Genomic DNA, 11,487 nt, shown 5'->3' with positions numbered 1-11,487 from the left:
TTCTACAAGGTGATGGATTCCCAAAACAGTTATGAGGCAAAACAGCGCCTGGCCAGATGGAACATGTTATTCTATGGATACAATCTTCCAGAGTTTAATGACTGCTTCAAAGCTTTTACAAACTGGCAGAAAGAAATTTTGAACTCGTTTGATGTTCCATATACCAATGGTTTCACAGAAGGCATCAACAACAAGATTAAAGTGATCAAACGAAATGCCTATGGGATAAGAAATTTCACAAGGTTCAGAAACAGGATATTGCATGTTATGGCATAGAGCTGCCAAGAAAAAGGCAGATGACCAAAATTGATCATCTGCCAACAAAGCATAAGCTACTTCATTTTACTAGTTCCACCCCAACAATTGACGTAGAACCCTTTATCAATTCTCCGGGTAATTCTCACGGGCGGTGTAATGGGTGTGCAGGAGATGATGAGCCTTGTGTCCGCCCGGCTCGCCCAGGTACTCTTCATAGAATTTCTGTACCGCAGGATTGTGATGTGAGAGCCTGATCGTGCTGGCCGCATCCTCCTGGTAGATGGCCTTTGCCCTTTCGGTGCGGAGATCGATCTCGTTCCTGACGGAAGCGGGCTGGATGGGCTGACCGCCGCCTGTGACGCAGCCGCCGGGGCAAGCCATGATCTCGATGAAGTGATAGGTTTCTTCACCGCTGCGTACCTTCTCAAGGAGCTTCCTGGCATTGCCAAGGCCATGGGCCACAGCCGCCTTGATCCTGATGCCCGCAACTTCTACTTCGGCAGTCTTGATGCCGTCTTCTCCGCGTACGGCCTTTATGTCAATCTGATCGGGATCCTTGCCGGTCAGAAGATAGGGAACGCTTCTCAAAGCAGCTTCCATAACGCCGCCGGTAGCGCCGAAGATGACGCCCGCACCGGAGGCTTCGCCCATGGGATCGTCGAAGGACTCGTTCTTCAGGTTGAGGAAGTCGATGCCGGCTTCCCTGATCATCTCTGCCAATTCGCGGGTCGTGATAACCTCATCCACATCAGGATAACCGGTAGCTGCCAGTTCGGGACGCCTTGCCTCGAACTTCTTGGCTGTACAGGGCATCACTGATACCACAAAGATCTTGGAAGGATCGATACCCATCTTTTCGGCATAATAGGACTTCAGCATGGCGCCGAACATATTCTGGGGTGACTTGCATGTGGACAGATTGTCCAGCAGATCCGGGAAGTTATGCTCGCAGAACTTGATCCAACCCGGGCTGCAGGAGGTGATAAGCGGCAGCTTGCCACCGTTCTTGATCCGGTTCACCAGCTCGGTACCCTCTTCCATGATGGTCAGGTCGGCAGCTGTATCGGTATCAAAGACCTTGTCAAACTTCAGCTTCTTCAGGGCACTTACCATCTTTCCGGTAACCGGTGTTCCGATGGGAAGACCGAATTCCTCGCCCAGTGCAGCCCTGACAGCGGGCGCGGTCTGGGCAATCACGTACAGATCCTTATTGGCCAGCGCTTCCCAAACCCTTTCAACGGAGCTCTTCTCGCGAAGGGCACCCACCGGGCAGACGGTGATACACTGTCCGCAGTTGACGCAGGGCGTGTCCTTGAGGGACATATTGAACGGGGATGCCACGGTGGTCCTGTAGCCTCTATCTACGGCATCAATGACTGAAACGGTCTGGACATCCCGGCAAACGGACACACAGCGACGGCAAAGAACGCATTTGTTGTTATCCCTGACGATGGAAGGCGACAGGTCGTCCACAGGGTAGTCGGGCTCTTCACCTTCAAAGCGGATTTCCTGGATATTCAGGTCGCGGGCCAGCTTCTGGAGTTCACAGTTGCCGCTCCTGACACAGGAAAGGCATTTCTTTTCATGGTTGGAAAGAATCAGTTCCAGGGTGACTTTTCTGGATTCCCTGATTTCCGGGCTGTTGGTAACCACTTTCAGCCCTTCGGAAACAGGATACATACAGGCTGCCTGCAGGCTCCTGGCCCCAACATCGACGACACACATGCGGCATGCGCCGATCTCATTGATCCCTTTAAGGAAGCAAAGGGTCGGAATATGGATACCTGCAAGTTTCGCCGCCTCCAGGACGGTGGAACCAGCCGGGGCTTTGACTTCAATACCATCTATCGTTAAAGTTACGAACTCTGACATTTACGGCACTCTCCTTTCCTTATTGGGTAACGATGGCGGCAAACTTGCAGCTTTCCATGCAAACGCCGCACTTGATACACTTGGATGCGTCGATGGTATGAGGCTTCTTCACCTCGCCGCCGATGGCACCCACAGGACATTTCTTGGCGCAGAGCGTACAGCCGCGGCACTTATCGGCAAGGATCACATACTGAACGAGAGCCTTACATACGCCTGCCGGGCACTTCTTGTCCTTTACGTGGGCAATATACTCATCGCGGAAGTAACGGAGGGTGCTGAGAATAGGATTGGGCGCGGTCTGGCCCAGTCCGCACAGGGCTGATTTCTTAATGCTGTTGGCCAGCGTCTCAAGCTTTTCGATATCGGATTCCTCGCCCTTGCCCTGGGTGATCTTTTCCAGGATCTCAAGCATTCTCTTGGTTCCGATACGGCACGGCGGACACTTGCCGCAGGACTCGTCCACGGTGAATTCCAGGAAGAACTTGGCGATATCCACCATGCAGTTGTCCTCGTCCATGATGATGAGACCGCCGGACCCCATCATGGAACCCAGTTCGGTAAGGGAGTCATAATCAATGGGCGTATCGATATGGCTTGCCGGGATACAGCCGCCGGAAGGACCGCCGGTCTGGGCAGCCTTGAACTTCTTGCCGTTGGGGATACCGCCGCCGATGTCATAGATGACCTCGCGGAGGGTTGTACCCATGGGGATTTCAACAAGACCGGTGTTGTTGATCTTTCCGCCCACGGCAAATACCTTGGTACCCTTGCTCTTCTCGGTTCCGATGGAAGCAAACCATTCGGGCCCGTTGTTGATGATGACCGGGATATTGGCGTAGGTCTCAACGTTGTTGAGGAGGGTCGGCTTCTCAAACAGACCTTTCACAGCGGGGAAAGGCGGTCTTGTCCTCGGCTCGCCTCTCTTGCCTTCGATGGAGGTCATGAGAGCGGTTTCCTCACCGCAGACGAAGGCGCCGGCGCCAAGGCGGAGATCGATATCAAAGGAGAAATCGGTACCGAAGATGTTCTTGCCCAAAAGACCATATTCACGGGCCTGGTCTATGGCAATCCTGAGCCTTTGAACCGCAATGGGATACTCGGCGCGGACATAGATGTAACCCTGGTTGGCACCAATGGCATATCCGGCTATGGTCATGGCTTCCAGCACGGAGTGGGGGTCGCCTTCCAGGACAGACCTGTCCATGAACGCACCGGGGTCACCTTCGTCGGCGTTACAGCAGACATACTTCTGGTCAGCCTGAGACTGGGCGGCGAACTGCCATTTCAGGCCTGTGGGGAATCCTGCGCCGCCGCGTCCGCGGAGCCCGGACTTCTTGATGGTCTCTATAACCTCTTGAGGTGTCATCTCGGTAAGGACTTTGGCCAATGCCTTATATCCGTCCCTGGCAATGTATTCCTCAATGTTCTCGGGATTGATGACACCGCAGTTTCTGAGGGCAACCCTCATCTGCCTGTTGAAGAAGCCCACATTCTCCAGGGACTTGGCCACATCCTCGGCTTCCTTATCACCGAGCAGCAGGCGCTTGACGATACGTCCCTTTACCAGGTGCTCCTCAACGATCTCAGGAACATCCTCGACGGATACCTTGCAGTATGTAGCCCCTTCGGGATAAATCACCATGATGGGACCTTTTTCACAAAGACCAAAGCATCCTGTCTTGACGATCTTCACTTCTTTGTCAAGTCCATGCTCAACAAGCAGCTTTTGCAAAGATTCTGCTATTTCTATTGATTTTGAGGCGGTACAACCGGTACCGGCGCAAATCAGTACGTGCGATCTGTATATCATAAATCGAACCTCCCTGATCCTTAGTTTTACTTTTCAGCGGCACCGATTGTGAATTCCATAACCGGTTTTCCGTTCACGATGTGTTCCGCGACAATTCTTCTTGCCTTCTCGGCATCCAGCTTCACATAGGTCGTCTTTTCGCCGTTGGGCTCGATGACCTCGGCAATGGGTTCATAACGGCAAACGCCAATGCATCCTGTCATGGCCACATTGACGGTATGGATGTTCCGCTTGTTCAGTTCCTCAACGAATGCATTCATCACCTGTCTGGCACCGGCTGCGATACCGCAGGTAGCCATTCCGACAACAATCCTCGTTTTATTCTCATTGTTACGTATGGACATTTCTTTAAGAGCTCTTTCGCGAATGGCTTCCAGCTCCTTAATTGACTTCATCCAAAACACCTCCGAACACTGACATAAATCCTTCATTCAATGTATTTTGTATCCATTCCTTAACATATCTGTTTGTCACAGATACATCTTCAAGTGCTTTTTTGACTTCGGCCAGGCTGAACTCGAACCGGTCCCGCTCACTGGCAAATATGAATTCCCAGGTTATTTCAGGATGGGATTCCACCAGCATCACCAGGGTTTCTGCAACATTGCCGACGGGAATGCGATCCACGTGGTCCACCGGGAAGGTGGCGCATACTTCTGTTCCCTCGTTGACAACCGACCTGATGCTGAAAGTCCCGCCGGCCAGTTCGGCTGATTGCTTCAACAGGGGTATTCCGAGCCCGACATGGCGGGTTTCTCTGCTGGTGGTGAACGGATCGGTCACTTTCTGAAGAAATTCCGGCTCCATTCCTTTGCCGTTGTCGGAAACCACAATCTTCAGGATACCGGGCCGGCCTTCGACCGTGATGCTGACGGTAATATGGTCAGCATCTGCCCGAACAGAGTTCTGGGCTATATCCAGAATGTGCAACGATAAATCTTTCATGGTCCATCATTGGCGGTCATGGCGCACCATGCTGCCGGAAACGCTTAAACCGCCTCTTTTTCTTTTTCCCTGTAGGACTGGATAATGGCCGGAATATCGTCGGCTGTCAGCCTGCCATATACATCCTCATTGATCATGATAACCGGAGCAAGACCACAGGCACCCACACAACGGCAAGCCTCCAGCGAAAAGAGTCCGTCCTTGGTGCACTGTCCGCTCTTGATCTGCAGTATTTCGGAGAGCTTGTCAAGGATGAGGCCGGCACCCTTTACATAGCATGCCGTACCCAGGCATACGTTGATTCTGTACTTGCCTTTCGGCTCCAGATAGAACTGGGTGTAGAAAGTCACAACGCCATAGACCTCTGCCAGAGAGATGCCCAGACCTTCAGCGATCTTCTTCTGCACGCTCATCGGCAGATAGCCGTAAATCTCCTGTGCCTCATGAAGAACAGGAATCAAGGCGCCGCGGGTTCCCTTATACTTCGCGATGACCTCGTCTAGTTTCTGTTCCTTCGAGTCCTTGCAACAGCAAACGCCCATTTTTAATACCTCCTGATGATTATGCTCCTCCATATTGTGAACATATTAACGATCTTTGATTTCATTATAACAGTTCATCAATAAGGATATCAACAGGAAAGTATATAATGTATACAATACAGCATTTTTAACAAATTAATTTCATAATATAGTTATTAATTTGTTGATAATACAGAATAATTTGCAAAGAATATCCAATACTTTGTTCCTGTTTCTATGCAAACTGCAGAATCCTATCGATTAGGTGCGATTACGGCTTGCAAAAGCTGGAAAACGCCCGGCATGATAGTTCGGGCGCTTCCCTGCTTTCGTAAACGGATGTACCCCCCCTGCGTTGGAGCCTTTTCATTCCTCCAGCTCATTCAAATAGCTGACAAAGTTCTCATAGGACTTCCTTATGCCCTTGTCTTCCTTGTCCAGTTCCCTTTTGCCCAGCACCAGGCCGGTATACCTGCCATTCTTCATGGCATAGTAGCCATAGCCGTCGGGGGTGGGGATCAGCTCTACGACGGTAACCTCTCCGGCCTTGGAGGTATAGGTCAGTCTGACTTCGGCTTTCCCCTCGGGTTTGGCCTCCAGGTCCAGCCTGTCGCCCGAGATGGCGATGGCCCCCTGATAGTACCGCCTGAACAGGGTACGGGCTTCCTTGTCCTTTATGGCTTTACCGTTGAAGATATAGACATCGTCTTCTGCCAGTTCCTGGCTGATATCCATCTCCAGCACATCCCTCCTGCCGTCAATTTCTATGACGAGCCTGGACGTGTCAAAGATGGAAGGCACATAGATCATGAACAGTACCACATCCCTCAGGGGGGTATCAAGATAGTTGAGGCTGTCGGCGTTGACGGCATAAACCAGGTTTCTGCCTTCCATCATGGCATAATAGGCCGATCCGACCTTATTCCCCAGCCTAAGCACATAGGACTGGCCGTCCAGCGTATATTCAAGCACATAGCGTGGGTTGTCCAGGCCGTAAGCCGCCAGATTATCCGTCCGGTCGTCCACCACCCTGGAAGCCTTCAGCCCCGACAATCCGCGCAGAAAACGGTCCAGGTTCTGGAGGTTGGCGCTGATCTCCAGGGGCCGGGTAATCTGCCAGTCCACCGGGGCCTTTTTCAGATAGGCTGAGAAGACCAGCTCACCATCCCGGTGGAAGGTCAGTTCGGTCATATCTTCTTCGGTCAGGTCCTGCCGATGATAAAGCTGCCTGCTGATCAGGTCATGGGGACCCGGGGCCAGGTATTCGGCAAGATACCGTACCAGCGTATAGACCTCTTTCCCATCGCCCTTCCTGACATAGTAGTCGTCGCCTGAAGGGGTGCTGGTGCCCACCTCAATGGTCCGGGAGTTACCCGCCTTATCGGTAAAGGTGACCGTTACCGGCTTATCCAGGCCATAGGCGGAAAGATCCGAAGGCTCTGTATCTATCAGCCGCCTGGTGACGGCATTGACGCCCCCGTAAAGGATGTTGTTGACCGTCGTCTGGTCCACCTGGAAGGCATCGGTGACCCAAACCTTCTCGATGTACGTGGAAGGCACAACCTTGCCGTCCTCCTGTTCAACCTCGGTCTCAACCTCTCTTTCCTCCAGGTTGAGCACGACTTCCCGATCCGCATATTTCAGGACAATCTTCACGATATTGTCCCGCTCCAGATCGAGCATTTTTACAGCATCAGGATTCTCTCCGGCAGTGGGGGTGGAAGTGGCGGAAGCCTGGGGATCAACCGCATTTTCCTGCCCCTTCAGCAGGAAATAGGCTGCCACCAAGGCAACCAGGACGATTCCCAGAACGATGACATTGCGCCATTTTCTCATAGATTCTTCCTCCTGATCCAGACAAACAGGCCGGTGCCGATGATAACCAGCGGAATAACCGCCGTCAGCAGGAAAAATACCAGCACCCTGCTCTGCTGGGTCATGTTAAGAGGCGGCCGTTCCAGGGATTTTGCCGGAACCAGGACCTCGTCGGTCCGTTCCTGCATCCAGTTGAGGATGGATACGATATAGCGGCTTCCGTTATCGCCCAGTTCGGATATGTAATCATCGGTGATAAAGGTGCAGTTGCCCACAAGGGCGATCCGGCTATGGTTGTTCAAACCGATTTCCAGTTCGGACAGGGCACCCAGAAGGAACGGACCAAACCTCTGCGCACCAGTGTTCAGATCTACGCTGGTGGAATTGTCCGTGGTTCCGAACAGGGGCGAGATTTCCAGGTTCTGCTTGTTCTCGCTCAGCAAGCCGATGCTCCTGCTCATGGGCAGGTAAATGAACAGCTGATCCGGGTTCAGATGCTTTGTCACATCGGTCATGTAGACCATGGGCCTGATCATCCAGTTTTCCTTGAGGTAATTGGCCTGGCTGAACTCATTGACCAGGTCATAATTGAGCTGCAGGCTGTAACGGCTGAAGGCATCATTGAAGTTCGGCAGCTGCTGGATGGTGCTCTGCACGTCAAACAGGAAGACCGCATCGCCGCCCCTCTCCAGGAAAGCCAGGAGGTTCTCCAGTTCGCTTCCCAAAAGATCGCTGGTGGGGGACGGGAAGAAAAGCACATCCACTTCCCCGGGTACCGGCGAGGTGAGGGTCAGTGTCTCAACATTGTAGTTATTCAGCGTAAGGGTGGTCTTAAGCTGCGAAAGTTCGTCGCTTTTGTATTCCCCGTGGCCGCTGACAAAATAAACGGTAGCGGTTTTTTCCGCCGTTACGCTCCTGATGGCGCTGGTGAAGGCCTGCTCAACCTTGAGACCGGTCACCTGGGCGCCTCCGTAATAGTCATAGGATACTTCCATGAAATCCTGGTTGTTCAGCACCCTCATGTTCTTACCGGACCGTACGACGATATCCCCGGTGTTGATACCCTTCACCTGGTCCGGATCAAAGTTCTTGCTGATGAAGGTGGGATCCTTGTCCAGGTCTACATAGCGGGGACCGATGACTCTCCCGTTGCCATGGACCACGTACTGGTTCACAACCTCTTTCACCATAATGTTGGAATAGCTGCTCTCGGACGAGAGGATAAAGATTTCCACATCCCTGTCCAGGCTTTTGACCATATCGATGCTCTGCTGGCTGATGGAAAACATCTTGTTCCGCGTGATGTCAAACCTCAGCCGCTTTGAAATCCCTGAGAATCCCAGGATAACATTGACCATCACGATTACAGCAATAACAACAACGGTCATAACCACCGAGTAGGATCCGTACTTGAAGCTTCTTTTTCTGAAAAAGTCCATTTTCATAGCATCACCCCTGACTCCATCTTTTGCGTTCCAGGATCCTGACAGTCAGAAACACAAACACCACCGCAAAGCTCAGCATGAAGATGATGGACGTGATGTCGATAATGCCGGCGGAGAACTCGTAGTATTTTTCCATAAACGCGAGCCAGTTCAGCACCTTGCCGACTAAGCCACCCACATAGCTTCCGATGTAGCTGAAGGAAGTGAGGGTAAAGAGGGATACAAAGGTGATGATGGCGGCGACAATCTGGTTCTCGGTCAGGGACGATGCGAATACCCCCACTGAGATAAAGACCATTCCCAGGAGGATGAACCCAAGATAAGCGCTGAACAGGGTAGCCCCGTCAGGCTTCCCGTATATCAGGAGGACCAGCGGAAAAACCAGGGATACGGCCGTTAAGACCAAAAACACGGCTGTTGCGGCCAGGTACTTGCCCAGCACCACCTGGGACAGGCGGACCGGCGACGTCAGGAGCAGCACCTCCGTGCCTGATTTTTTGTCCTCGGAAAAGCTGCGCATGGTCAGAATGGGCACGATGAACAACAGCATAAAGCTCATGCTGCTGATGAAGTTGCTTGAAAAATTGGCCACACCCGCATTGAGGCTGTCCACGAAGAACAGGGACATGATACAGATGAACAGGCCGATAAGCACATAGGCGATGGGAGAGTTGAAATAGGACCTGAAATCTCTTCTGAGAATTGCCAGCATGGGTCAAACGGCCTCCTTTGCTTCTGTTGTGGTGAGCTGCAGGAATATCTCCTCAAGGGTCAGGTTCATGGACTTAAGCTCCAGGATGGGATACCCGGCTGCAGCCAGCTGGTTGAAGATGGGCCTTCTCACATCCCTGTCCTTGTCGGCTTCCACAATAAAGCTGGTCTCATCCTCTGCGGGTTTACCGCCCACCGAAACCTCCTTGACGCCGTCCACCCCCTGCAGGATCTCCCTGACCCGCTTTTCAGGCCCGGCCACCGTAATGGTAAACCTTGAGAAATCGCTGAGCTTTCTGGACAGATTCTCCGGGGTATCAACGGCAGCGATCCTGCCCTTGTTGATGATGATGACACGGTCGCAGACAGCGCTGACTTCGGGCAGAATATGCGTGCTCAGGATGATGGTGTGCTTTTTCCCCAACGCCTTGATCAGCTTGCGTATCTCGATGATCTGCTTGGGATCAAGACCGACGGTGGGCTCATCGAGAATCAGCACCTCGGGCGAGCCCACAAGGGCCTGGGCCAGCCCAACCCTCTGCCTGTATCCCTTGGAAAGATTCCTGATAAGCCTGTGGCTCACATGGGTGACCTTGACCAGTTCCATGATGTCCTTTTTCTGGCTTTTCCACTCCCTGCGCGGCACCTTCTTGAGTTCGGCGCAGAAATCCAGGAACTCGCTGACCGTCATGTCCGGATACAAAGGAGGCTGCTCCGGAAGGTATCCGATGTGCTTTTTCACCTCCACGGGATTTTCCAGCACATCGTATCCCGCAACCCGGACAGTTCCGGATGTAGATGAGATGAAACCGGTGATAATGTTCATGGTTGTGGATTTACCGGCACCATTCGGGCCAAGGAAACCGACGATCTCTCCCTTTTCCACCGTAAAGCTCACATCATCAAGCGCCCGAATCTTCCCATAGTCCTTGGTCAGGTTTTGAATCTCGATCATGCTGCCCCTCCTTTCCGGGATATTTTTTAAAAAATTGCGGGTAATGCCGTCCAGCCAGCAAATACCCGCAATTTCAGTTGTCAGATATACAAGTATATTACTTTAATTATGAAACATAATGATGAACAAATTGTGAACAATTTGTTAAATTATTACCCCATGTTGTTGTACCCCGAATCCACATAGATGACCTCGCCGGTCACGCCCGATGACAGGTCGCTCAACAGATAGACAGCCGTTTTCCCCAAATCCTCGAGCGTCACATTGCGCTTCAGGGGCGCACGCTCTTCCACGACTTTGAGAATATCGCTGAAATTCTTGACGCCTTTTGCCGAAAGGGTCTTGATGGGACCCGCCGAGAGCGAGTTGACGCGGATATTCTTTCCGCCGAGCTCATAGGCCGCATAGCGCACACTTGCCTCCAGGGCAGCTTTGGCAACGCCCATCACGTTGTAGCCGGGCGTGACCTTCACGGAACCCCGGTAAGTGAGGGTGATGATGCTGCCTCCCTCGGTCATGAGCGGTGCCGCATGACGGCAGACAGCCACCAGGGAATAGGCGCTGATATCCAGGGCGATTTTGAATCCTTCACGGCTTGTATTGAGGAAGGAGTCCTGCAGATCCTCGCTTCTTGCAAAGGCTATGGCATGAACCAGTCCGTGAAGCACCCCGAACTCGGATTTCACCCAGTCAAACAGTTTTTCGATGTCCTCATCGGACGTTACGTCGCAAGGAAAAGCGTGAAGCGTTCCCATACCCTCAGTCAGTTTTTCCAGTTCCGCCTTCTCCCTCTCGCCCAGATAGGTGTAAATGATATTGGCCCCTTCCTTATAGGCCGCCTGTGCAATTCCCCAGGCAATGCTCCATTTGTTTCTGACTCCCATGATCAGAATGTTTCTTCCTGCCAAGAGATCACCCATGTATTTATCTCCTTTCGTTCAATATTCTTGATGTTTACCGGGATTGGACTCCCGGCATGACAACGCTTGCCCATCAGAAAAATTATACAGACTAATTTTACCATAGTATACCCCCATTTCCTATTATCCGGCAACGATCCGACGGTGTCAACTTGTTGTAGGATTTTGCTAGACACCTTCTTTGGAGATTACTAAATAATGCTCATACTAGCCGCTATTGCTTTCAATTGCTTAA

Annotated in this window: 11 protein-coding genes; 1 reads left to right on the top strand and 10 read right to left on the bottom strand. The window is 52.1% G+C overall.

The window, feature by feature from the left end; genetic code table 11:
* Positions 1 to 276, top strand: a 276-nt coding sequence (locus tag F3H12_RS13550; protein WP_149679592.1) for a transposase, incomplete at its 5' end; no start/stop codon positions are given.
* Positions 277 to 381: 105 nt separating this feature from the next.
* On the opposite strand, the gene F3H12_RS12165 is transcribed toward F3H12_RS13550, so the two are convergent.
* The 10 genes from F3H12_RS12165 to F3H12_RS12120 all read right to left on the bottom strand — a co-directional run bounded on the left by F3H12_RS12165 (position 382) and on the right by F3H12_RS12120 (position 11,252).
* Entirely contained in the window at positions 382 to 2,130 is a 1,749-nt protein-coding gene (locus F3H12_RS12165; protein ID WP_149679591.1) for an NADH-dependent [FeFe] hydrogenase, group A6, read from the bottom strand.
* A gap of 19 nt (positions 2,131 to 2,149) precedes the next feature.
* Positions 2,150 to 3,940, bottom strand: a complete 1,791-nt coding sequence (gene nuoF / locus F3H12_RS12160) for an NADH-quinone oxidoreductase subunit NuoF (RefSeq protein ID WP_149679590.1) — start codon at positions 3,938 to 3,940, stop codon at positions 2,150 to 2,152.
* A 26-nt stretch (positions 3,941 to 3,966) separates the two neighbouring features.
* On the bottom strand, positions 3,967 to 4,335 hold the full coding sequence (locus F3H12_RS12155) for a (2Fe-2S) ferredoxin domain-containing protein (RefSeq protein WP_149679589.1): 369 nt from the start codon (positions 4,333 to 4,335) through the stop codon (positions 3,967 to 3,969).
* Positions 4,322 to 4,885 (bottom strand): ATP-binding protein, encoded by a 564-nt coding sequence (locus F3H12_RS12150; protein ID WP_149679588.1) that lies wholly within the window; start codon positions 4,883 to 4,885, stop codon positions 4,322 to 4,324. The genes F3H12_RS12155 and F3H12_RS12150 overlap by 14 nt, the downstream gene beginning before the upstream one ends.
* Before the next feature lie 44 nt (positions 4,886 to 4,929).
* Positions 4,930 to 5,427, bottom strand: a complete 498-nt coding sequence (gene nuoE, locus F3H12_RS12145; RefSeq protein ID WP_149679587.1) for an NADH-quinone oxidoreductase subunit NuoE — start codon at positions 5,425 to 5,427, stop codon at positions 4,930 to 4,932.
* Between the two features lie 345 nt (positions 5,428 to 5,772).
* Positions 5,773 to 7,242 (bottom strand): DUF4340 domain-containing protein, encoded by a 1,470-nt coding sequence (locus F3H12_RS12140; RefSeq protein WP_149679586.1) that lies wholly within the window; start codon positions 7,240 to 7,242, stop codon positions 5,773 to 5,775.
* Entirely contained in the window at positions 7,239 to 8,666 is a 1,428-nt protein-coding gene (locus tag F3H12_RS12135) for a GldG family protein (RefSeq protein ID WP_149679585.1), read from the bottom strand. The genes F3H12_RS12140 and F3H12_RS12135 overlap by 4 nt, the downstream gene beginning before the upstream one ends.
* A 4-nt stretch (positions 8,667 to 8,670) precedes the next feature.
* Positions 8,671 to 9,378, bottom strand: coding sequence for an ABC transporter permease (locus F3H12_RS12130; protein ID WP_149679584.1), 708 nt, complete (start codon positions 9,376 to 9,378; stop codon positions 8,671 to 8,673).
* A 3-nt stretch (positions 9,379 to 9,381) separates the two neighbouring features.
* Positions 9,382 to 10,332 carry an ABC transporter ATP-binding protein gene (locus F3H12_RS12125; protein WP_149679583.1) on the bottom strand — a complete coding sequence of 317 codons (951 nt, stop codon included), beginning with the start codon at positions 10,330 to 10,332 and terminating at the stop codon, positions 9,382 to 9,384.
* Positions 10,333 to 10,484: 152 nt separating this feature from the next.
* A complete protein-coding gene (locus F3H12_RS12120) occupies positions 10,485 to 11,252 on the bottom strand; it encodes an enoyl-ACP reductase FabI (RefSeq protein ID WP_149679582.1) in 768 nt (255 codons plus the stop codon).
* Between the last annotated feature and the right edge of the window lie 235 nt (positions 11,253 to 11,487).

Origin of the sequence: Thermoclostridium caenicola, assembly GCF_900142095.1 — a bacterium.
GTDB lineage: Bacteria > Bacillota > Clostridia > DSM-8532 > DSM-8532 > Thermoclostridium_A > Thermoclostridium_A caenicola.
The sequence above is the reverse complement of the archived record's forward strand: the minus strand, read 5'-3'. Positions and strand labels throughout refer to the sequence as shown.

What these genes read in the sequence shown, in the direction of transcription:
- F3H12_RS12165 (WP_149679591.1), bottom strand. Translation starts at nt 2,130, where the DNA reads ATGTCAGAGTTCGTAACTTTAACGATAGATGGTATTGAAGTCAAAGCC.
- nuoF (WP_149679590.1), bottom strand. Translation starts at nt 3,940, where the DNA reads ATGATATACAGATCGCACGTACTGATTTGCGCCGGTACCGGTTGTACC.
- F3H12_RS12155 (WP_149679589.1), bottom strand. Translation starts at nt 4,335, where the DNA reads ATGAAGTCAATTAAGGAGCTGGAAGCCATTCGCGAAAGAGCTCTTAAA.
- F3H12_RS12150 (WP_149679588.1), bottom strand. Translation starts at nt 4,885, where the DNA reads ATGAAAGATTTATCGTTGCACATTCTGGATATAGCCCAGAACTCTGTT.
- nuoE (WP_149679587.1), bottom strand. Translation starts at nt 5,427, where the DNA reads ATGGGCGTTTGCTGTTGCAAGGACTCGAAGGAACAGAAACTAGACGAG.
- F3H12_RS12140 (WP_149679586.1), bottom strand. Translation starts at nt 7,242, where the DNA reads ATGAGAAAATGGCGCAATGTCATCGTTCTGGGAATCGTCCTGGTTGCC.
- F3H12_RS12135 (WP_149679585.1), bottom strand. Translation starts at nt 8,666, where the DNA reads ATGAAAATGGACTTTTTCAGAAAAAGAAGCTTCAAGTACGGATCCTAC.
- F3H12_RS12130 (WP_149679584.1), bottom strand. Translation starts at nt 9,378, where the DNA reads ATGCTGGCAATTCTCAGAAGAGATTTCAGGTCCTATTTCAACTCTCCC.
- F3H12_RS12125 (WP_149679583.1), bottom strand. Translation starts at nt 10,332, where the DNA reads ATGATCGAGATTCAAAACCTGACCAAGGACTATGGGAAGATTCGGGCG.
- F3H12_RS12120 (WP_149679582.1), bottom strand. Translation starts at nt 11,252, where the DNA reads ATGGGTGATCTCTTGGCAGGAAGAAACATTCTGATCATGGGAGTCAGA.